General features: G+C 46.3%; 7 protein-coding genes. 3 read left to right on the top strand and 4 right to left on the bottom strand.

Features of this window, described 5'->3' with window-relative positions:
* The first annotated feature begins 353 nt into the window (after positions 1–353).
* Positions 354–19745, top strand: coding sequence for a tandem-95 repeat protein (locus V7R39_RS12420; RefSeq protein WP_334031031.1), 19392 nt, complete (start codon positions 354–356; stop codon positions 19743–19745).
* A gap of 217 nt (positions 19746–19962) precedes the next feature.
* Here V7R39_RS12420 and V7R39_RS12415 read toward each other — a convergent pair whose 3' ends face one another.
* Positions 19963–20889, bottom strand: a complete 927-nt coding sequence (locus tag V7R39_RS12415) for a virulence factor BrkB family protein (protein ID WP_334031029.1) — start codon at positions 20887–20889, stop codon at positions 19963–19965.
* Between the two features lie 222 nt (positions 20890–21111).
* A complete protein-coding gene (gene metF, locus V7R39_RS12410; RefSeq protein ID WP_334031027.1) occupies positions 21112–21999 on the bottom strand; it encodes a methylenetetrahydrofolate reductase in 888 nt (295 codons plus the stop codon).
* A 161-nt stretch (positions 22000–22160) separates the two neighbouring features.
* Between metF and metJ the strand changes: the two genes are divergently transcribed.
* Positions 22161–22490, top strand: a complete 330-nt coding sequence (metJ, locus tag V7R39_RS12405) for a met regulon transcriptional regulator MetJ (RefSeq protein WP_334031026.1) — start codon at positions 22161–22163, stop codon at positions 22488–22490.
* Between the two features lie 188 nt (positions 22491–22678).
* Here metJ and V7R39_RS12400 read toward each other — a convergent pair whose 3' ends face one another.
* Positions 22679–23896 (bottom strand): malic enzyme-like NAD(P)-binding protein, encoded by a 1218-nt coding sequence (locus V7R39_RS12400; RefSeq protein WP_334031024.1) that lies wholly within the window; start codon positions 23894–23896, stop codon positions 22679–22681.
* 634 nt (positions 23897–24530) lie between these two features.
* Here V7R39_RS12400 and V7R39_RS12395 point away from each other — a divergent pair.
* Positions 24531–24872 carry a hypothetical protein gene (locus V7R39_RS12395; protein ID WP_334031023.1) on the top strand — a complete coding sequence of 114 codons (342 nt, stop codon included), beginning with the start codon at positions 24531–24533 and terminating at the stop codon, positions 24870–24872.
* 229 nt (positions 24873–25101) lie between these two features.
* Here V7R39_RS12395 and rpmE read toward each other — a convergent pair whose 3' ends face one another.
* Positions 25102–25314 carry a 50S ribosomal protein L31 gene (rpmE, locus tag V7R39_RS12390; RefSeq protein WP_032094946.1) on the bottom strand — a complete coding sequence of 71 codons (213 nt, stop codon included), beginning with the start codon at positions 25312–25314 and terminating at the stop codon, positions 25102–25104.
* Between the last annotated feature and the right edge of the window lie 109 nt (positions 25315–25423).

The raw sequence follows: 25423 nt of genomic DNA, 5'->3' as shown, positions 1-25423 counted from the left end.
CGCTAGCCGCTTTTAAATATAATAGGCTTTCTTTGGCATCAGCAGCCGCTGTATCCCTAAATCTCTCAGCGCTAGTTTTATCCTTTTGTCTACTGTTTTTACTTCTCGCCAGACGCTAAAGTACTTTTGCTCTGTAACTGTCTAAAAAACAAATAAATTTTGGTTTCGCGTATAAACAACCACTGCTTTCTTTTTTAGATTGGCGACATCTGGTATCCATTATTAGGCGCATAATTTCAGTAAATGTACATATATCCTTAATAATTTGAATCAATGAGAATGAGTAGAAAAACCTAGTTGCAAATGCCTGTAGCTAATTGCCATTAAATAATAATAAGAATAAAAGGAAAGACATGAAGCGCCCACTGTCCAAATCCATAATTGGTACTTCATTGCTATTAGGTGCATTGCAAAGTGTGCAAGCAGCCACCCCTGTTGTGACTAATTCACCGCCACAAAGTGCGTTTATTGGTGAATCATTTTGTTATGACGTTTCGTTGAGTAACGCAGGAACGACAGGGTATGGCCCTTACTTTCGAGTTATCCATGATGCCGACTTAACATTTAACGGTGCGACATTTATAGGTAGTAATAGCGCTACGGTTAATGTCGGCATATTTGACACAGTTGCGAACAACAATGAACTTGAAGATCCTATCACTGCGCAGACCGTTGCCGGAACAGAAGGCTTCAGTTTTTCAACTGTCGATATACCTGTTGGTTCTGTGGTGGCAAACGGCCCTAACCTAACAACCAATGTTTGTTTCACCATCGACAATAATGCAACGCCAGCGGAATCGTTTGCTATTGAGGTAACGCCGGTTTATGAGTTTGGTGATACAGCAACCGGTGAAAACGATCCAATAGTGGGAACAACGCAAAGCGCGTCGGTTGAGGCAGCACTTTACCAAGTCACTACTCAAAGTTCGGCTGCGGAAAACGAGCTTGCTGCGGGTCCAAGTTTCTCGGCAACCGTTACTCATATAGTTGATGTGGCAAATGGCCCCACGATAGATAACTTGCAGTTCACAGATGTTTTAAACAATGGGGTTCAGTATAGTGCTCAAGCTACGCTAGCCGGAGGGACAGGGTGCGCAATAGGTAGTGAACCTTCTGCGTCTAACACGGGGGGCACTTTAGATGTTTCTTGTACTTCTGCTACGGGAACCAGTAGTGCAAATGATGTGCGCGTTAGCTATCCTATGCACTTCGTAAACGTACTGGATGCTCAGCAATGCAGCGTTTCAAGTATCGTGCACCCGCTTGATTTTAATGCTAGCTTTAATGGTATTGGGCTCACTCAAGTTTCAAGCAGCGACACAGTTACGGCAAAGCATGTTGCGATACAACAAGATATTAGCACCAGTCAATCAAGCCCAGGCAACACGCTTACCGTTACTAATTCAATTCAAATTTCTGACTACGTATCGGTAGACTCTTTAATTCTTAACGACACCATAGCCGATGGCGTCGACTTTTCATCGGATATCACAGTTAGCTATGGCGGAAGCACGTTTAACATAACAAGGCCTTCTTCAAGTATTGATGCCAGTCAAAATGAGGCCATTACCTACAGCGTAACTAGCGTAACAGGCACGCTTTCAGGTGGAAGTGTTTTAACGGTGTCTTACACCGTTGATATTCAGCAAACCTACGTTGGTGGATATGCTGGGGTTGATAGTAATGCCCCCGTAGTTGCTAACGATTCGCTATCATTTACTCAAAGTGCACAATATAACGTAGCCAGTGGTGCGTCGAGCTGCTTGGAAGGCTCAAGTGCTGCAGTCTCCATTGAAGGTATTCGTACCTCTAAATTTCTCGTCGACGGTAACGGAAATACAACCACACAACTACTGCAGTACGCACCGGGCGAGAGCGTTACCTATCGTCTGCGTATGGATATACCGTCTGGCGATACCAATGACATCGTGTACAAAGATTTTTTGCCTTTACCTGTATTCGTGATCCCGGAAACGACGATAGACACTAATTCTAATATCGCAAGTAACACCAGTTTTTCTTATACCACTGAAAATACGGTAACCTTCCTTTCTCCGACCATTACAGCTTCAGCGACAGAAAATAGCGTAACGCTAGACTGGGGGAATATTTCAACTACTACTCCAGAAGTGCTTGAAGTTGATTTTACTGTTGAGGTTACTGACGAGCCTTATGCAGATGGTTTAGAGCTTGCTAACTTGTTTCAAGGTACTTCGACCAATACGCCCGATGCAGTCACTGCCGATCTTAAGTCAGCTAAAATACTCGTTCGAGCTCCAGAATTAAACGTTTCGCTGGCTACCTCTGCAGGGAATGTAGATGCGGGTGATACGGTTCAGTATACCCTAACGGTAACTAACGAAGGTGGTGCTACATCATTTGATACTGCTGCCAGTGTTCCTCTCGTTTCTGGCATGGCTTCGCAGAACCTAGTTTCTGCAACACTTAATGGCAATAGTACTACTTTAGGCAGTGGCTCCTTATCTGCTGGCACCTACAGTATAGAAAATCTCGCCGCAAACGATATATACGTGCTTACGTTCACCCAAGATACTGCTCTTACTGTACAGCCTAATGATGTCATTACGTCTGAAGCGGAAATAAAGTGGGCATCGGCTTCGGGTCAAAACGCAACCTTTGATCCACAAAAAGACGATGCATCCGTCACCGTTTCGGATATTGCCATCGCATCAACCATTTTAAGCCCTACGGGTAATACTGTGGTAGGTGACACTGTACAATATCGTGTAGACATAACATTGCCTGAAGGTACAACGAAGGACTTAACCGTTGATATGACTCTGCCTGCTGGTTTTGAATACAGCAATACGTTAACGGTAAACTCCACAGATTTTGATGGGAACGTCAGTGCAAGCCCTACCGTGACTTCGTCTGGCACTGTTGCCAGCGGGCAGACGGTTAAAGCTGTGTTTAACGGCAGTACAACCACTAATAATGATAACGATCCAAACAACAATACCTTTTCAATTACACTTGAAGCTTTGGTGCAAGATGCCGAACAAAATGCAGCCACGACGACAACGCAAAGCAAACAGTTGCAGGTAAATGCAGGAACCAACAATACCAACAACAATGCGTCTGCCACGTCAACTAACCAGTTTGCTGAGCACGTATTAAGCGCAACAACAAATGTTGCGCCTAGTACTGGGGTGGAAGTGGGCGATACGGTAACGGTGACTATTAGCGTAGAAAACACGGGCACGGCAACCGCGTATGACGTGAACATTGTCAGCGATGTTAATGAAGCGATTTTTACCAATGTAAGTGAAAGTACAACAGCTGATAACTTCACGTATGCATTGCAAAGCGCCCCTGCCCGGGTAACCTATTCAGGTACAGAGCTTGGTGCTGGAGCTACCGTGCAGTTTACCTACACCGCAGAAGTCAAGGAGGGAACCCAAACGGGGGCATCATTTGATATTACTGCGCAGGCAACGGGGGATAGCCAGTCTGGCGAACAAGACGTTGAACGTGACGCGCAATCAAGCAGTACCGACACCGCTGCTACTAGAGCGATTTCTGCTGACAAAATTAGGTTGATTGCTTCATCTGAGGTTTTTACCAATGATTCAGGCACCCGCGAAGCGGCAATAGGTGAAGTGCTCACATACGCATTTACCGCCTTAGTTCCTGAGGGGCAAACCAAAGAGACCACAAACCAAGATATTGTTGAAGTTGTTTTGCCTGCTGGTATGTCTTATCAAACGGGGACTGCGCTAATTCGAGGTGTGTTTGATACCGGGTTTAACACTTCAAATAGCGTGTCAATTTCTACGTCGGATGAGCCTATTACGCCTGTAGTCAGCGGGCAGTCTGTTATTTTTGATTTGGGTCATATAACAAATAACGATAATGACGCGAACGACGAAAATATTATTGTTACCCTTGATGTGCTGACCAAAAATACCAGCAATAATAATCGCACCAATAAGAAGACGTTAAAAGGCGAAGTCAACTACACTAATCAAAGCGGCGCGAAGCAAAGCAGCAACGCTAAACAGACTATTCGTATAGCAGAACCCAATCTAACTGTCACTAAAACAGCATCACCATCAACTGTTGATGGTGGCAGTGAGGTAACTTTTACCGTTGCGTTAACCAATACAGCGGGCTCACGAGTTTCTCGCGCCTACGATTGGTACGTTAACGACGATGTACCTGCTCGGTTTAACTCTGTTAGCTTGGTAAGCGCGACGCATTCAAGAGATTCGGGCATCGATGTATCAGAGTGTACAAGTATCAGTGGCAACGAGCTAACGGTTGAGTCAAATGGCTGCTCGGCTAGCGATATAGATTATCTAGAAGCAGGCGAAAGCGTTACCGTTGTATATACCGCAAACGTCAATTTTGATATTGCGTTTGAAGAAACCGTAACCAATACCGTTTCAACCTCTGCAACATCCTTGCCTGGCACATCAGGTACTGGAAATGCTACGCCAGGTGCTGCCGGTTCAGACACCGGTGAACGTACGGGTAGCGGCACCAATAATGATTCAGATCAAAACGTCAACGATATCGCTGATTCTGCTATGGCATCAGTCACTGCCAACGCGCCCACGTTCACGTTAACAACTACCGCAGCCGGTGCTGCAATTGGGACTGTGGTTGATTTAACAGCAAGTTTCTCTATACCAACAGGTACAACCGACAACTTTGTTTATACGTTAGATCTTCCTTCTGGCTTAACTTATACCGGCGACGCCATCACCATTACAACGCCAGCGTCAGATTTTACCAGCACAAATACACCTAATACTTCGTCGCCTCAAGGGACCGATCCGGTAGTGTTAGATTTTGGTACCATCACCAACAGCGCTTCAATGTCTCAACAAGTTACCATTGCTGTGCCTGTTGAAGTCGCCAATATCTTAAGTAACCAAAGTGGAACAACGCTCACCAGTATCGGTTCACTTAGCTATCAGGACGTGAGCACGCCGGCACCTTCTGCGAATGTTGACGTAGATGTTATCGAGCCGAATTTATCTATTACGCAAACTATTATCGCAGGTGCTACCTCTAGCGATAGCGGTGATACGGTAACTTATCGTACAGTGATAACTAACACGGGGAATGCAGCAACTGCGTATGCCGTAAACTTTGAAGATGTAATGCCAGCCGAATTGCTTGGCGGGCCTGACGGCAGCGGCTCTGGTGTTACTTTCTCAGCGATAACACTGACTAACCCGAGTGACGAGGCAGTATTAACCGGCACGAACACTGCGCTGACCGCAAGTAATGTCATTGAGACGGATACGACTAACGCAGGCGATACGCTGTTGGTTGCAGCATTCGACCTACCAGCTCTTGCGAGCGTTACCGTCGAATACAGTGTTGTAATGGCCAACGAAGCAAGCGCTGGTGAAACGCTGACTAACGCAGCTGAAGCAACTTATAACAGTCAGCTAAACGGCAGCGGTCTTAACGGGCGTAGCGGCGCCGATGGCACAGATGACGATGATGACACTACGTTAAATAACTATCGGGAAACAACCAGTAGTAGTGTGACGGTGGATAACACACTGGCCATCCAATCTGCCTTAAATGCAACACATAGCGACAATGATTTCGCAGTGGGAGAGTCGGTCTCTATTGATGCGCGTATCGATTTAGTGGAAGGGACCATTAGCAGTGTGTCTGTTGTGAATACACTACCCTCGGACATTCGCTTTGACAGCATTAGTATTAACAGCCCAGCGCAAATCAGCTATGACGGCGCAGCAACCGCTAGCGTTTCAGGCAATGATGTCACGGTTGATTTTGGAACAGTAAGTAATACCGCAGATGGTAACAGCGCCGATGATTTCATTACGGTTACTTTTACTGGCATTGTAGAAAACGAAGTAGGTAACGCGCAAGGTTCAACACTTACTAATAGTGTAAATGCATCAGGCGGCGGCGAAAGTGCAGGACCATCTACCCTCGAGATTGATATTGTTGAGCCAAATCTAGATTCAACAATGACGCTCGACAAAGTCTCGGTATCGTTGGAGGATACCTTTACCCTAACTATTGACGTAGGTCATACCTCTAGTTTTGCCGACGCCTTTGAGAACACATTTAATGTATCGGTGCCTGATGGTCTTACTTATGTGGCTGATAGCTTCATGGGACAAGGTAGTATTGACGACACGTCGTCAACGCTACTTGCTGTAGATATGGGCGGTATTACGTTGGTAGATGGCAGCAAGCAAGTAACCCTTCAGTTCACCGTTGATAGTGATGCTGATGTGGGTAACGCGCTATCTATTGGTTTGACCAATGGTGCATATAGCTCAATGAGCGGCGACACTGCTGAAGAACGTGATTATAGCTTTGCCGATTCTATCAATGTGACTGGTGATGTCACTGCATTTTTAAGTGCAACGCAATCAGTTGTTCTTTCTGACGATGTTAATGGCAATGGATTTATTGATGCCGGTGATACGGTACTCGTTACCTCAACGCTTACCAATGAAAGCGATAGTGCTACTGCTACCGACGTTGTATTCACCCATGGGTTTTCAGCGAATACAAACTATGTAACAAGTTCTGCCACAACGACGAAAGGCACGCTTGATGACAGTGCAGGCATTACGGTCACTGTAGGCGACATGGCATTTGGTGAGTCTGAAATCATCACTTTCGAGTTGCTTGTTGATGCCAATGTGGCAAACAACACCCTAGTTACAGTACAGGGTAGTGTGGATTCATCTGACACAGTAGCAGAACCGACTGACGCAGATGGTAACGACGTAAATGGCGATCAGGCCAACACATTTAGAGTGGGCACACCAGCAAACACAGCAGATTTAGATATTACTCAGTTGGTACGTTTATCAACCGATGCTGATACCAACAGTGTTATCAGCCCCAACGACACGTTAACCATCACGTACTTGCTTGAAAACACGGGTAGCCAAGCGCTATCTAATATCGTGCTTAATGATGCTCTTGCAGCAGGACTTTCGTACGTCGCTAACTCTGCGCAAGTCAGCGGTGGAAATACAGTTAGTGTAATTGGCGGCTCACTAAGCGCAGACTTTATTACCCTTGCTGCTGGTGCTAGCGAAACGGTTTCTCTTGATGTCATCATTGGCTCACCGCTGGTTGATTTCAACGGCAATGCTGCTAACGAGAGTTTCTCGCTACAAGGTGAAGTAACCAGTGATGAAACCGATACTATCTATGCTGACAACAACCGTGCAGATAGCGACGGTTTCCAGCCACTTACGTTTAGTGCATCAACCGGCACAGGCACGCCAGAACTAGAGATTATTCAATATTATGAACTCGTTAACGATGTAGACAGTGATGGGGTTGTCGACCCAGGTGACAGCGTACGCATTTACACCGTGGCAACCAATCAAGGTTCAGCGACTGCAGAAAACGTTTCGTTTACCCAGCCAATTAATGCGAGCTTAAGTGTGGTGGCTAATACGGCCGTTACTAGCCAAGGCGTTGTAGTAAGCGAAACACCTTTTGACGTAAACGTGGGTGGAATTGCACCAAGTGAAACAGTTACTGCTTCTGTGGTGTTAACGCTAGATGCCAATGCGGCTGATAGCACCCTATTTTCGATTCAAGCCCTGTTTAGTGGTGATAATCTTGGTGCCAGCCAATTAAGTGACAACGACAGCAACGCTAATGATGGCGAGAATGCTCTGCTTATTCCGGTTACTTCACAAGCGCAAACCGTATCTGCGCCAACCCTTGTCCTAACCGATACCAGCGATGGTGGCACGACAGGCAGTAATTTTGTACAGGGCGAAACACTAACGCTTACACAAACTGTTACTGTACCTAAAGGTACGACAGATGATTTGAGCTTAAGCGTTACGCTACCTGCCAACGTCTCATTGCTCGCTGGAGCGGGCGAACTAGCTCGTACCTTCAACACAGGCCTCTCTTCAGGCGTCAATCCGGCAAATATTAACAGTGCCGCTAGTGGCACTGCCATTAATGTGAATGGCAACATTAGCGTGTCTAATAATACATTAACGCTCGATTTAGGCAGTATGGTAAATAGCGATAATGATAGTGACACTGAAACCTATGAGTTCAGCGTTCAGCTAGACACCAGCGCACTAGTGCCCAGTGCGGCCACGCAAGCGTTAATCATTTCGTCTGCGCTTAGCTACGTTGATGGAGCCGCTCAGCCTAAGGCCATTAATGCTAACGACGTGACGGTAACCTTGCTCAACCGTGTACCCGCTGCAAATGACGATAGCTTCACGGTAGATGAGGACACAACAAGCAATACGTTAGCGGCCCGCAGCAATGATAATGACGCTGACAGCGGTCAAAGCATCAGTATTACCTCTGTAGCTACGCCAAGTAATGGCGGCACGGTAACCACAGATGGCGCAAACTTAATCTATACACCAGCGGCAGACTTCTTCGGTACCGAAACCGTGCAATACACCCTTACCGATAGCGCAGGTGGTGGTGACAACGCCACAGCAACATTCACGGTAAACAATGTTCAAGATGCACCTGTAGCACAGGCCGATTCAGCGAGTACCACTGAAGACACACAAGTGATAGTGAACGTATTGGCGAATGATTACGATGTGGATGGCGATACACTGTCTATCACGGTGGCGAATTCTAGCAACGGTGCGGTTTCGTTTGCACGAAGCAACATTACCTTCATTCCAGCCCAAGACTTTAACGGTCCTGCACTTGTGACCTATACCATTTCTGATGGGAACGGTAACAGTGATAGCGGTAACTTGATGGTAAATGTGCAAGCAGATAACGATGCACCGGTAGCCACAAACGATAGTGCAAATACTAACGAAGATAACGACGTAATTATTGATGTGTTAGCTAACGACAGTGATGTAGATGGCGACACGCTAAGTGTTACTGCGGTATCGGCAAGTGCAGGTGCGGCATCAGTAAATTCAAATGGCGACATTCTCTACACGCCACCTGCTGACTTTAACGGCCTTGTTACAGTTAATTACACGGCCTCTGACGGAAATAGCGGAACCGATTCAGCTGTTGTATCGGTAACGGTAAATGCCGTAAATGACGCACCAGTAGCTAACCCTGACTCAGGGACAGTGAACGAAGAGAGTAGCGTAACTATTGATGTGCTGACTAACGACACTGACGTTGACGGGGACGTGTTGTCTATTACCAATGCGACATCGCCAAATGGTTCGGTAACCTTTAGCGGAAACAATATTACTTTCACACCTACGGCCGACTTTAATGGCGCAACAACCGTCACTTATAGTATCAGTGATGGTGCAGGTGGTGCGGCATCAGGCTCGGTGACGATTAATGTTACTAACGTCAATGACGCACCAGTAGCAAGCGATGACGCAGCAAGCACTAACGAAGATACAGCGGTAGCTATTAACGTATTGGCTAACGATACCGATATTGATAACGATACGTTAAGTGTTTCAAGTGTATCGGCAACCAATGGTAATGCAGTAGTTAATGGCGACAGCAATGTAGTGTTTACCCCAGCGGCAGATTACAACGGTAACGCCATAGTTTCCTATACGGTTGCAGACGGAAACGGCGGCAGTGACAATGCGTCGGTGTCTTTAGCTATTGCAGCGGTTAACGATAATCCAATCGCTAATCCGGATACCGCAAGTGTTAATGAAGATGAGTCGGTTAGCATTAATGTGCTTGCTAACGATATCGACGTTGACGGCGATACCTTAAGTTTAGCGAGCGCCTCAGTTACAGCTGGAAGCGTGCAGGTTGTGGGCAATCAGGTTAACTACACGCCAGGCGCTGACTATAACGGCAGCGCCACAATTTCTTACACCATTGAAGACGGCGCTGGTGGCAGTGCCACTTCAACTGTTTCAGTTGTTGTTGCCAACGTAAACGACGCACCCACCGCCAGCAACGATACTGCAAGTACAAATGAAGACACGGCAGTAGCCATTAACGTACTGGCGAACGATACCGACATTGATAGCGACACGTTAAGCGTTTCAAGCGTATCAGCGACTAATGGCAGTGCAGTGGTCAATAACGATGGCAACGTGGTATTTACCCCAGCCGCCGATTACAACGGCAATGCGGTGGTGACATACACGGTTTCTGATGGCAACGGCGGTAGCGATAGTGCCACCATTGCCGTTGCTATTGCAGCGGTGAATGATAACCCAGTGGCGAATACCGATACTGCAACGGTTAATGAAGATGAGTTGGTTGTCATAAATGTACTTGCCAACGATACCGATATTGATGGCGATACGATAAGTGTGTCTAGCGCCTCGGTAGCTGCCGGCAGAGTGCAAGTTGTGGGTAATCAGGTGAACTACACCCCAGACGCAGACTTTAATGGCACTGCAACCATTACTTACACAATTAACGATGGTGCTGGTGGCAGCGTAAGCTCATCAGTATCAGTAACGGTTGTTAATGTTAATGATTCGCCAGTTACTACTGATGACAGCGCAAATGCTATTGAGGATGCCAGCGTTACTTTTGACGTTTTATCAAATGACAGAGATATTGATGGCGATCCGCTATCAATTACTAACGCAACCTCTTCAAATGGCGCAGTAACGTTTAACGGAAACACAATTACTTTCTCGCCAACAGCAAATTTCAACGGTACGGCGACCGTTGTTTATACCATTATTGATGGAGAAGGTGGTTCTGCCTCGGGAACAGCAGAAATCGTCGTTGCCAATGTGAACGATGCCCCTGCAGCTAGTGACGAATCAGCCACTACAGACGAAGATACATCGGTTGTTATAAATGCTATCGCCAACGATATAGATATAGATAACGATGTCTTAACTATATCCAGCGTATCAGCGACCAATGGCAGCGCAGTAGTTAATGGCGACGGCAATGTAGTATTCACCCCAGCGGCAGATTACAACGGCAATGCGGTGGTGACATACACGGTTTCTGATGGGAACGGTGGTAGCGATAGTGCCAGCATTGCCGTTGCTATTGCTGCGGTGAATGATAACCCAGTGGCGAATACCGATACTGCAACGGTTAATGAAGATGAGTCAGTGAACATCAATGTATTAACCAACGATACTGACATTGATGGAGGTACGCTACGAGTCAGTAATGCATCAGCGTCTACGGGTTCTGTTCAAGTAACAGCGACTCACGTCATTTATACGCCAGATGCCAATTATAATGGTAATGCAATAGTTTCTTACACCATTGAAGACGACGCTGGTGGCAGTGCCACTTCAACTGTTTCAGTTGTTGTTGCCAACGTAAACGACGCACCCACCGCCAGCAACGATACTGCAAGTACAAATGAAGACACGGCAGTAGCCATTAACGTACTGGCGAACGATACCGACATTGATAGCGACACGTTAAGCGTTTCAAGCGTATCAGCGACTAATGGCAGTGCAGTGGTCAATAACGATGGCAACGTGGTATTTACCCCAGTCGCCGATTACAACGGCAATGCGGTGGTGACATACACGGTTTCTGATGGCAACGGCGGTAGCGATAGTGCCACCATTGCCGTTGCTATTGCAGCGGTGAATGATAACCCAGTGGCGAATACCGATACTGCAACGGTTAATGAAGATGAGTCGGTTGTCATAAATGTACTTGCCAACGATACCGATATTGATGGCGATACGATAAGTGTGTCTAGCGCCTCGGTAGCTGCCGGCAGAGTGCAAGTTGTGGGTAATCAGGTGAACTACACCCCAGACGCAGACTTTAATGGCACTGCAACCATTACTTACACAATTAACGATGGTGCTAGCGGCAGTGCTTCTTCAACGGTAACCGTGACAGTAGCGCCTGTTAACGATGCACCCATAGCAAACGACGACGCCGCAAGGGTTAATGAAGACGCAAGCGTTTCGCTTGCTGTATTAGAAAACGATACCGATGTAGATAACGACACATTGAGCGTCACGTCTGCCACTGCGTCTGAGGGCCTAATAACGGTTAATGCAAATAACAGTGTCACCTACACTCCGCCCGCTAATTTTGATGGCGAAGCAATGGCAAGTTACAGCATTTCAGATGGTAATGGTAAAACGTCCTCTGCAAGTATTAGCTTCACTGTAGAAGGGGTGAACGATGCACCTATTGCCCTTAACGATAACGCAGTGGTTGAAGAAGATGCTTCGGTTACGATAAACGTGTTATTGAATGATTCAGATGTAGATGAAGACGAACTTTTGGTATCAGCGGTGACGTCAGAGCAGGGCAGCGCAGTTATTACGGCAGACAACCAAGTGACTTTCTCGCCAAGCGCCGATTTCAATGGCGAAGCGACTGTGTCATATACAATAAGCGACGGAAATGGCGCTGTAGATAAGGCAATTATTGTTATAGCGGTTAATCCAGTTAACGATACGCCAGTAACTGCTGACGATACGGCAACGGTAGAGGAAGACAGCGCTTTACTTGTAAATGTGCTAGCCAACGACTCTGATATTGACGAAGACATGCTAACGCTTGCTGAAGTTTCAGTTGACGAGGGAACTGTGGTTATTCAGGGCCAACAAGTAAGCTATACGCCAGATGCTAACTTTACCGGCACGGCAACGGTGACCTACATCGTGTCAGATGGAAATGGTGCATCGGCAACAGGCACACTTATTGTAACCGTTACTGCAGAGAACGATGCGCCAACGCTTGCCGATTTTACCGCGACAACCAAGCAAAACGAAGCGCTGACCATCGATGTAATCGCCAATGTTGAAGACGTTGATTCAAACGATATACATACCCTAGTAAGCGCTACATCGTCAGATGGTTTTGTTGAGATTGTTGACGGTAAACTAATCTATACGCCTTCTGAAGATTACTCAGGTGAAGCAATCATCGAAGTGTGCGTTCAGGATGCTGATGAAAAAGAGGCATGCGCGCGTATTACCGTTACTGTGGTATACACCAATTTAGGCCCACAAGTTGAGTCTCTTGAGTTCACTATTTTTGAGGGAGCTAGCTTACCAATTACACTTACAGGTACGGACACTGACGAAGACGCTCTTACCTTCGAATTGGTCACTTTGCCCACGGGTGAAGTGCTTGGTAATGCACCTTCTTTACTATTTGTTAGTCCTGCTACTTATAACGGCACCATTCAGTTTAGTTATAAAGCCAATGACGGGCAGGAAGATTCCAATACCGCAGACATTACCGTGAATGTTTTGCCAGTAAACGATGCGCCTGTAGCTGTTGCTGACATAGCAGAAGCTGCAGACCAAAGCAGTGTCGCTATCGATGTTTTGGCCAACGACACAGACATAGATGGTGATCTGTTGCGAATTGTGGGGGCAAGCTCTCATTTCGGTATGGTCGAAATTGTTGATAATGCATTGATATTTACGCCTGACGAAGGGACCTCAGGAGAAGTACAGGTACAGTACACAATTGCTGATTCTTTTGGCGCAACATCAACATCTTACGTGTTGGTTAATGTGGTACGCACATTAACCCGCAACAATGCGAATCCGCGAGTCACGGCCCCGGCCGATATTGAAGTAGACGCAAACGGCTATCTTACACTGGTAGAGTTAGGTGTCGCATCGGCTACGACATCTCGCGGTCAGCCATTGCCAGTCACTCTATTGAATGGGCAAACACGCTTCACTTCAGGGCTACATACTGTCTACTGGCAAGCCACTGATGATGAGGGTAATACCACCACAGTCAGTCAGACTATCCGCGTAAATCCTCAAGTGTCTTTAAGTGACGATGTTGTCGTTAGCGAAGGGGGAGCTGCATATTTTGATGTATTGCTTAGCGGCGAGGCACCAAACTACCCAATGACGGTTAACTATACCGTTTCTGGAACTGCGGATTCTGCAGATCACGACTTAGTGACAGGTTCTGCCACTATTGTAGCTGGCACTCAGGCGACGGTTAAATTCAATATCATCCCAGATTTCATTGCCGATGATGGTGAGACGGTAGTCGTCACGCTAGAGGTAAATGCCAACATAGGAGAGAATGCGTCTCACACTACAACCATTGTAGAAGCGCCGGTAGCTCCCCGCTTAGCACTCTCGGTAGCGCAGGGTAGTAAAGCCACGTTGATTGTTGGCCAAAATGATGGCTTAGTCGACGTCCTAGCGGCTATCAGTCACACCAATCCGGCCGCTGATTTTATCTACGACTGGAGTAATGCAGCACCTGAACTCACTAATGTTTCAAATGTTGACGGCGTGTTTACATTCGACCCAGCTTCAGTAGCGCTAGGTGTTTATGCGGTGACGGTACTAGTAGCAGACAGTGAAAACCCAGCGCTTGTAAGTTCACGCACAATTTATATTGAGGTGGTAGAGACCTTACCTGAGCTTACCAGTGCTGACACTGACGGTGACGGCCTGCCTGATAATATGGAAGGCGCAGGTGATGCCGACTTAGACGGTGTGCCTAATTACTTAGATAGCATTGCGCGTTGTTCCATAGCGCCAGAAATTGCGGGTGAAAGCGCGCAATATCTTGTCGAGACAAACGCCGCTGCATGTGTAAGCGCGGGTGAATACACTCGTGGCACTTCGAATGCAGGCGTATTGCTACTTGCTGACGACATCGTTGTGACAAACCGCATTCCAACAGACACAGAAGCAAACAATGTAGGGGGCCTGTTTAACTTCGACGTCGTGAGTAGTCAGTCTAATCAAGCACAATTCGATGTGGTTATTCCACAGCGAAATGCCGTGCCAGAAGACGCATTTGTGCGCACTTGGACTGCTGAACTAGGTTGGTTCGATGTCATTGCAGGCGGCGACGCATTAATTTACTCAGCGCCAGGTGCGCCAGGCTTTTGCCCTACCGTTAATAGTAACGCATGGCAAGCCAGGCTGGTTGCAGGTAGCTGGTGCGTGAAGCTGACGCTAACTGACGGTGGTAGCTATGATGCCGACTCAACGGTCAATGGGGCAGTCAGCTTTGTTGGTGGTGTAAGTACGTTTGCTAACGGCAACACACTTCCTGACGTTCAAGACGATCAGCTGGCTATTAAGCTAAACGAAGCGGTAGAGGTTGATGTGCTAGCCAATGACACAGATGCAGACGGCGATGCGCTTACCCTGGCCTCCGTGTCAGCAGATTTTGGCACTGCATCGATAGTTGATGGCCTCGTGTCTTATACGCCACCGGAGGGTTTTGTGGGTACTGTCACTGTGACCTATACCGCGTCAGACGGTATGGGCGGCACAGTCAGCGGAACTTTGACGCTAACCGTTGCCGAGAACAATGTGCCGGTTGCGAATGACGATAGCTTTACGTCTCAAGAAGACGAGTCGGTAACCTTAGATGTGCTGTCTAACGATACCGATGACGACGGCGATACGTTATCCATTACCGACGTATCAGCATCTACAGGCAATGTGATCTTGCTACCAAGCGGTGAATTAAGCTACCAGGCACCTACTAACTTTAACGGTGTGATCACTATTAACTACTCCATTTCAGATGGGCATGGTGGTATTGATATTGCGCAGGTAACCTTAACTATCACCGCGGTAAACGATGCGCCTGTCGCTTTGAACGACACCGCAAGCGTTAACGAAGATGGCAGCGTTACCGTGACTGTACTGACAAACGATACTGATATCGACGGCGATGTACTAACGGTAACAATGGCTAGTTCGGACAACGGCACTGTGGTTATTAATAACGGTACCACGGTTACCTATATGCCTGAGGCCAATGTTAATGGTGAAGCAACATTCACCTACACTATCAATGATGGCTTCGGGGGCACTGACACCGCGGCGGTAACGGTGGTTATTGTTGCCATTAATGACGCGCCAGTAGCAAATAACGACCAAGCTAATGTCAATGAAGACAGCAGTGTAATGATTAATGCACTTGCCAATGACGCTGACATTGACGGCGATACGTTAACTATCACAGGTGCACAGGCAAGCTCTGGCACGGTAACCATCGGCAGTGATGGCAACATTGTTTACACGCCGCTACCTAACTTTGTTGGAGTGGCTATCATTACCTACACCATTTCTGATGGTAATGGCGGTGAAGCGACAGCGCAAATTACGGTGACGGTTGAAAATGTCAATGATGCACCTACCCTTGACGATAAGGAACTGTCTACCAATCAAGACACACCTATCAGCATTAATGTACTTAGTGATGCGGCTGACGTTGATGGCGATACACTAACGCTAGCAAGCGTTGAGGTCACAAACGGCACTGTAGAAATCGTCAATGGCGTTGTAACATTTACGCCTTCAGACGGTTTCCACGGAACCGCTACTATCACAGTATGCGTAGTCGACCCTTTAGGTGCACAAGCATGCGCGACCTATACTGTGACAGTCATCGATACTAACGATGCACCAACCGTGTTGGATTTAACCTTTGCGATGGAAGAAGACGCTACCTTGCCAATTGTCGTACAAGGCAACGATGTAGACGGTGATGCGCTGACGTATCAGCTAGTGTCGTCTCCTGAGGGAGAGCTTTTTGGGCGCTTACCCAGTGTGTTATTCGCACCTATTGCTAACTTTAACGGTACGACTAGCTTCACATATACCGCCAATGATGGTGAGGAAACCTCTAATATAGGTACGGTGACCGTCACTGTGACACCTGTGAATGATGCGCCAGTCGCCAGAGATGACGCTATCACATTAGGTAACTACAACCCGGCTGAGATAGATGTTCTAACCAATGACTCTGACGTTGATGGCGATACCTTGAGCATTATTGGTGCCCGAGCAAAGCTTGGTAGCTTAACGTGGACAGGCTCGTCATTAACATACACTCCGCTTGAGGGTTTTGTGGGCGAGATTGGTATTGATTACACCATTACCGACTCGCAAGGAGAAGTTGCGCAAGCTACTGTGTTGGTTGATGTTTTACCGGATGATTTGGCGGATCGCCCGGTGATACAAGTTCCTGAAGATATATTTGCTAATGCCAATGCCTTATTTACTAAGATTGACCTTGGTGTGGCCTCGGCAGTTGACAAGTTTGGTAACCCGCTGCCTGTATCGCTAGTAGATGGAATAACATTCTACGAGCCTGGTAATAACACAGCGTACTGGCAGGCAACAGACGAAAACGGATTAACCTCAGTGGCTAGTCAATCTGTACGGGTGCGTCCGCTAGTTTCAATAAGCAAAGATCAGGTCGTGTTGGAGGGCCATGAGGTTAAGTTTGGTGTTTACTTAAACGGCGCTTCCCCAGTATATCCATTAGAAATTCCTTATACGGTCAGCGGAACGGCTGATAGTAGCGATCATGACTTAGTGGACGGAATTATTGTGTTGGAGTCGGGCAGTGATGTAACGGAAAGTTTCACCATATTCCCAGATGCCGACATTGAGGGTGTAGAAACCATCGTTATTGAGCTTTCAGATGTGTTGAATACTGGCAACAAGTTCACTCACGAAATTACGATTCGTGAAGATAACGTGAGTCCGGATATCGACCTGTTTACCGAGCAAGACGGCGAGTCGAGAATTCTCGTTATTCCAACGGGCTCAGACGTACTGGTAACGTCCTTTATAAACCACCCTGACTCTACCAACGAGTACGAATTTGAGTGGTCATCACTTGATGCTGAGCTAAGTGATATTGATTCGAGGAACGACACCTTTACTTTTGACCCAAGTGGTTTACAGGTTGGCATTTATCGTATTCGTGCAACGGTGACAGACGCTGACGATATCGGGTTTACAGATTCAGATACCTTGTATATTCAAGTGGTTAATGCTTTGCCATTGCTAACTGAGTTGGACAGTGACGGCGATGGCATTCCCGATATTGTCGACGGATTAGCTGACAAAGATAGAGACGGTATTCTTGATTACCTAGACCCAACGCCTGAATGTAACGTACTTCCTGAAGAAGCTGCTTTTGTAGATGGTTACATGGTGGAGAGCGATCCAGGTGTATGCTTACGCTTGGGGAATTTCTCTATACGCAGTGAGCGAGGCGGTGCAAAAGTTACCGAGAGCGATATTGAGAGTGATGAGGGTATTGTTTCAGACCCGGAAGCGACAAATATTGGTGGTATTTTCGACTTCATTGCCTATGGCTTACCAGTGGCGGGCCAAACATTGAGTATTGTTATGCCACAGCTTAAGCCAATTCCAGCCAACGCGGTTTATCGAAAATTTACTCCTGAAAATGGGTGGGTAACTTTCACAGAAGAAAGCAATAATCGCCTGTGGTCTGTCCAAGGAGAGCCTGGCTATTGTCCACCTCCTGGCGGCGATTATTGGACAGAAGGACTCACTGAAGGTCACTGGTGTGTGCAAATGGACATTTCAGATGGCAGTGTGAATGACGATGATGGGCTTATCAATGGAACCATCGTCGACCCAGGTGGTGTCGGTGTGCTGTTTAACGGAAATACTCAGCCTGTGGCTAACGACGATGCAGTCACTATTACCATTGATGCACAGGTCACTATTGACGCCTTGAGCAACGATACAGATCCAGATGGTGACGATTTACGCCTTACGTCGGCCACAACAACTTTCGGTACGGCGGTGATTATTGGCAATGAAATAGAGTACACACCGCCGCAAGGCTTAATAGGAGAAGTGATAGTGAATTATGGTATCAGCGACGGGAATGGAGGAGCAGACCTTGGCGCTATTACCATTAACATCATAGGCAACACACCGCCTCAAGCGGAAGATGATGCGGTCACCATCGATGTTAATCAGTCGGTAACGGTTAACGTCCTTGCAAACGACTTTGACGAAGACGGCGATAGCATTCGCGTGGTCAGCGCTGATACATCTATAGGCCAGGTAACGATAAACCCTGACAGCACATTAACCTTTACACCACCAGCGGCATTTACAGGTGATGTTGTGGTTACCTATATGATTGAAGACACGCAAGGAGGGCTAAGTGAGGGCAGGCTGGTTATAACCGTAGAGCCAATTACCGTCAGAATTGAAAACTCTGGCGGCGGTGGGGGGAGCATGAATGCTGCACTATTGATATTACTTGCATTTGTAATGATACTGCGCCGCCTAAGCGGCGCAGAGAAAGGGAGTATAAGCGTGAGAGTAAAAACCATGAATAGAACATTGATAAGCGGGCTATCAAGCTGTGTGATTATAGGTGCAATGTTCTCTTCTCCAATAATGGCACAGCAAGAAGAGCAAGATGTATTTCCTGTTCTCGCTGGTAAAACGCAGTGCCTGTCTAAAGAGGATGCAATGCGGCTTTCACAAGAACATGAGAAATGTGTAGCCAAGCACTTTTTTGTGAGTGCAAGCTGGGGAACAGCGTCAGGTGATTTTAAAGAAAGCGACGTTCAGCAGGAAGCGGCCAATCTTGGATTTGATGTATTCGACATTGATATCGATGATACGCGAGGAGCATGGAAAGCCGTAATTGGTACAAACCTCACTGAAAATAGCTTTATTCAAGCAGGGTATACAGATTTAGGCGATGTTTCGGCCGCGTTTTCAACGACGACCAATGAACCAGCACGTTTTTTTAGCGATACCTCTGAAATTCGTCCGACTTCGGTAGACGGTTTTACTTTAAGCGTTGCATACCAGTTTTTGCGAAAAGAAGACTGGTTTTTACATGCTCATATTGGAATGTTTTTTTGGCAGGGTGATTATAAATCACTCGATGTGTTTGAAAATGAAGTATTGCCCCAAGTTGCAGATGATGATGGCACCGACTTATTCTACGGTGTAGGGGCAAACTATCGGGTGCAAAACAACTGGGCTGTCACTATTGAGTATGAGCGCTACGACATTGATGACAACCCGACTGATCTTCTTTCGCTAGGTATTAATTATTTGTTCTAGTAGAGAGTGAGGCCAAATGTAGGACAGTTAATCTCTATTTTCGAGGCTGGCTCATCTAATGCTCACCTCTTGCCTCTAAACCATAAAAAAATCCGATGAGCCCGCGCTATCGGATTTTTTATGGACATTGAAATGGTGTCAGACACTGCACTCAGGGCCACTATTTATCGCGAGAAGTCAGTGCAAGTATTCAATGCAATTCTCAAAACAAGCTTTCTTATTCATCGTTCTGCCCGCGCTGCGATGAATCAGTTGACCCGTCTTCTTCAGGCACATACTTTTCCTTATTGATTACGCTCTGCTTTTCAAAGGCTTCGCCTAAGCTACAGGTAAACTCTGCGCCAAATAATACGATTATCCACGACAAGTACACCCACAGGAACAAAATAGGCACTACGGCTAGCGCGCCGTAAATTAGTTCGTAAGATGGAAAGTTAGTCACATACAATGCAAAGCCCGACTTGGTTAGCTCAAAGGCAACCGTGGCGATAAAGGCTCCACAGGCAGCATGGCGGGCGTAAACCTGTTTATTCGGCACCATGGTATACAAAATAGTAAACGCTAGCATGGCCGCACCACTAGGCACTAGGCTCAGCAGTAATGTACCCAACCCTGGAGTATATTCCTCAGTAAAGGTCGCTAGACCGGTCAGATAGGTGCTAACAATAACGCTAGAGCCAATTAAAATGGGGCCCAGCGTTATTACCATCCAATATATAGCAAAGGTAAAGACAATGGGTCTTTCACTTTTGGTTCGCCAGATTCTATTGAGGGTTTTATCTACATTTGAGATAAGCATCAGCGCAACAAAAAGCAGCGACAAAATACCAATAGCACTCATTTCTGAGGCGTTGCCCACAAAATCGGTCATATATTTATGTACAACATCGCTGGCAGTAGGAACAAAATTGCTAAAGATAAAATATTCAATTTTGCTGCGCACCGATGCGAAAGCAGGAAACGCCGACATAATGGTAAACGTCACCATAATAAACGGCACTAGCGATAGTAATGTAACGTAGGCTAGGTGGCCTGCAGAAATAGTGACATTGTCTTCTTTGCAGCGATTAATGAATATAGTAAAGAGATCTTTTGCTTGGGGCTTTATATTCTCATAAATGGCTTTAACCCGCTCTACATACACACTGGCTCTCCTGACAGTTATATCAACGTTTTGGCACGAACACTGAGTCAGCACCAAGGTTTAGAGACGTTGCTGCTGAGATTCGTGCTGTGGTTCTATAATTTGATGGTAACTGTCAGCGACGTTATGAGCAAAGGTTTATTCTAAGCAGGTTGATGCATTCTCTCTGCGTTTTGCCTGCATTTTGCCTACACTGTTTCTGTGGCTTACTGAGGGCAATTATTAGCTGTCGCCACGCACACCAAGCATATGACAAATTGCATAGCTTAATTCACTGCGATTGAGGGTGTAAAAGTGAAAGTGCTTCACTCCCTCTTTTGCTAATACTTTAACTTGGTCCATCGCAATGTTAGCACCAATTAGATTACGAGTAGCTTGGTCATCAGCATCTAAACCATCAAACATTTTATGCAGCCAACCCGGCACGTGAACATTGGTAAATCCTGCAAATTTCACAAGGGTTTGATAGTTAGTGACAGGAAGAATACCTGGCACTAAGTCTAAATCAACGCCGGCAGCAGCGGCCCGGTCTCTAAACCGCAGAAATACGCTAGTATCAAAGAAAAACTGTGAAATGGCCTCGGTAGCACCGGCTTCTGCTTTGCGCTTCAAATTCAGCAGGTCAAACTGCGCATTGCGAGCTTCAGGGTGTTTTTCAGGGTAGGCGGCAACCGATATATCAAAATCAGCAACCTCTTTGAGTAAGGCCACTAAATCAGATGCATACATTTCAGTGTTATCCATACCTGGCGGTAAATCACCACGTAAAGCAACAATGCGGCGTATGCCTGAATCCCAGTAGTCTTGCGCAATTTGCTTTAATTCGTCTTTACTCGCATCCACACAAGTAAGGTGAGGAACCGCGGCGACGCCGGTTTGTTGCTGAATGCGCTTGACCACATCGTGCGTTCTGTCTCGTTCGCCACTGTTCGCGCCATATGTCACCGACATATAGCTTGGTTTTAGTGGTGCTAAACGCTCAACTGATTTCCAAAGGGTTTGCTCCATGGCTTCCGTTTTAGGGGGGAAAAACTCAAAAGAGACGTCAATGTCACGCAGTTCCGATAGGGATTGGTTGAGCGCATCAATGCCTTGTGCATAAGAAACCATGTCATTTTCTCTCTACTAGCAATATTAATAGACGTTTAGACGTCCAAAATAAAGAATATATGTCTAGACGTCAAGAGGTTTACACTGCTCAATTGACCTTTTCGTGAACTCGTTTAGAATTTCACTTCATAACATAAATAAAATAAGACCGAGTTAGTACTATGGCAGAATGGAATGGTAAATATATACACCCCTACGCAGAGCACGGTAAGAAAAGCGAACAGGTAAAAAAAGTCACTGTTTCAATACCGATTAATGTGCTGAAAGCGTTAACTGACGAACGCACCCGTCGCCAAATTAATAACTTGCGACACGCAACTAACTCAGAATTGCTGTGTGAGGCGTTTCTTCATGCCTTTACAGGTCAGCCTTTACCGAACGATGATGATTTGCGTAAAGACAACGGCAACAGAGTGCCTGCAGAAGCAAGAAGAATTATGGAAGAGATGGGCATTGATCCCAGCGTCGAAAATGAGCCTACCGAAGAATAGGGTAGAGCGAATGCACCCAAATATGGCAGTTTGACGCTGTTATATTTGGGTGCTCAATTCAATAAAGCCGGTTTAATAAAACCAGCTTAATAAAACCATTATCAACACGTAGCGTCTGTGTTTTACACTCGCTTATACGCCTTTTTATAAAGCCTTTTTCTCAAGCGTAATGGCTAAGACTGAGCGTCTTAAATGCCAGCTACCCCAGAGTCTATGGCGGCTTTTGATACGGCATTGGCTATGCGTTCGCACAAGCGCGGGTCCATGGGTTTAGGAATAATATAGTCCTTTGAGAAGCTAAGACTTTCGCTATTGCTCGCGGCAAGCACCTCAGCAGGTACTTCTTCTTTTGTGATGGCGCGCAGTGCTTCAACGGCGGCTACTTTCATTTCATCGTTTATGGCGCTGGCTCTAACGTTCAATGCGCCACGGAAGATAAACGGGAAGCAAAGTACATTGTTTACCTGATTTGGATAATCTGAGCGACCGGTTGCCATAATAAGGTCATCTCGTACCGCATGTGCAAGGTCTGGCCTTATTTCAGGGTCGGGGTTAGAGCAAGCAAACACGATAGGGTTATTGGCCATAAGCGCTAATGTTTCCGGAGGAAGAAGGTCTGGGCCAGACACGCCCACAAATATATCAGCACCATCCATGACGTCTTCTAGGGTTCGCTTGTCGGTGTTGTTAGCAAATAACGATTTATGTGCTGTTAAGTCCTCGCGACGAGTGTGTATCACTCCTTTTCTGTCGAGCATGTAAATACGCTCGCGCTGTGCACCGCACTTTATTAGTAACTCCATACAGGCCACGGCAGCTGCTCCCGCTCCCAGACAGACAATTTTGGCATTTTCGATATTTTTGCCCTGAATTTCTAACGCGTTAAGCATTCCGGCGGCGGTGACAATCGCGGTGCCGTGTTGGTCATCGTGAAAGACGGGAATTTTACAGCGTTTAATAAGCTCTTGCTCTATTTCAAAGCACTCTGGCGCTTTAATATCTTCAAGGTTGATACCGCCGAACGTATCGGCAATATTCGCTACCGTATTGATAAACTCTTCGGTTGTTCTGTGCTTCACTTCAATATCAATAGCGTCGATACCAGCAAAACGCTTGAACAGCAGGGCTTTACCTTCCATTACCGGTTTTGAAGCTAATGGACCAAGATTACCTAAGCCTAAAATAGCAGTACCATTACTGATAACCGCCACTAAATTGCCTTTAGCCGTGTATTTGTATGCGTTGTCTGGATCTTCAGCTATTTCCCTTACTGGCTCGGCGACACCGGGGCTGTAAGCAAGCGCTAAATCATCTACGCTGTCTGCGGGTGTCGATAGCTCAACGCTGATTTTTCCTGGCGTTGGTTTGGCATGATAGTCGAGAGCGCGTTGTCTAAAATCTGACATGTGAAATAGATTCCTTGAGTGTAGGGTTCATGGATATTGCTAGATATTACTAAATGCTTAAAGGGTAGCGCCTACTGGCCATTATTATCAGGCTAGCTTCATTAAATCCGGACTGTTATCCGTGTTATTTATCTGTGTTATTCTTGCTTAAGCGTACGTGATAACACTAACACAGGCCATGGTGGTGTACATATCTGATCAGAGTTACCAAGGCGTGCTCTATTGTGCTATGTAACGACGTTGTTAAGTCATAATTAATGTAGGTGAGAGAAACTCGTTAGACCAGTAAAAGCAGACTATGTTTGTCATTCATACATATTATGTTTATTTTTTGTCTCATATTTCTTCTGTATTTGTACGGCCTTTAAAATAATGAGTCCAAATTAAAATAGCGAGTCAATAGAACCTGTGAAGAGGCGCTTGGCAGAGAGCTACCTGGCAGAGAGCTACCTGGCAGAGAGAAACTTGGCAGAGAGAAACCTGACACATAGAAAGCTGTTGAAGAGCTGAGCATGTAGAAGCTAGCTATTTTAACGCTACATTTCAAAAGCTACGTTTCAAATAGCTACCCAGTAAAGAGAAAAGGTCTAATAAATATAAATTCTAATGCTAAAGCTTAGGATTAGCGTCTTTAATGAATAAAAGCGGTGAATGGGGAAATATGACAGAACGTCGATTAATCAGCGAGCTTACTAAGGTTTGCGAGGGGCTAAAAAAACAAGACAATGGTTTTGTTTGGCTCACTCATTTAGGGCACTGGCGCAACCCAGAGGTTGTGGCCGTGTTTGATACCGAGATAAATCGCAACCGCGCGCTTGAACAAAACTGGGAAGCGATATTTATAACCCAGGTAGAAATGGCGCTGGAAGCAATTAAGTCGACGCTTGTATCTGTGCGTTTTGATAGTGAGGAGGCTTGCGCAAAACAAAGCCGGGGCAATTGGGGTACGCATTTAGCTAAAAACGTCACTCATTAGGTTTTCACATCCAAGACCTATCAACGCCCTGCCAGTCTCTTCAGGTACCCGCAAATTCTGGTACTTACTCATTCTGATGCCTGTCTTCTTTGGCGGTTCTTTTGTCAGTACTATCTTATGTGGATGCAGACGCTCCTAGAGTTGGTCATTCAAAAGCTACCTAAAAAGCAGGCAATAAAAAAGCGCCCTAAGGCGCTTTTCCAACTTAATACTTAAAAAAGTACAAAGTTTACTTCTTGCTAAGTGCACCAAAACGCTTCTTGAAGCGATCAACACGGCCACCAGTATCAACGTTACGTTGCTTACCAGTGTAGAATGGGTGACAAGAAGAACATACGTCTAGGTTGATGTCTTTACCCATTGTAGAGCGGATTTTCATTACGTTTCCGCAAGAGCATGTTGCTGTCATTTCAGCGTATTCTGGGTGGATACCTTGTTTCATGGGATTACCTCACAATAAGGCCGTATCGCTATTTCGCCCGAAGCCAAACACCATACGTAACTTAATATTCAAATGATGAGCAGTTCTTGGAACAGCCCATCGCAAAAGA

The sequence above is a fragment of the Alteromonas sp. P256 genome (assembly GCF_036864455.1).
Classification (GTDB): domain Bacteria; phylum Pseudomonadota; class Gammaproteobacteria; order Enterobacterales; family Alteromonadaceae; genus Alteromonas.
This window is presented reverse-complemented; position numbering and strand designations above follow the sequence as displayed.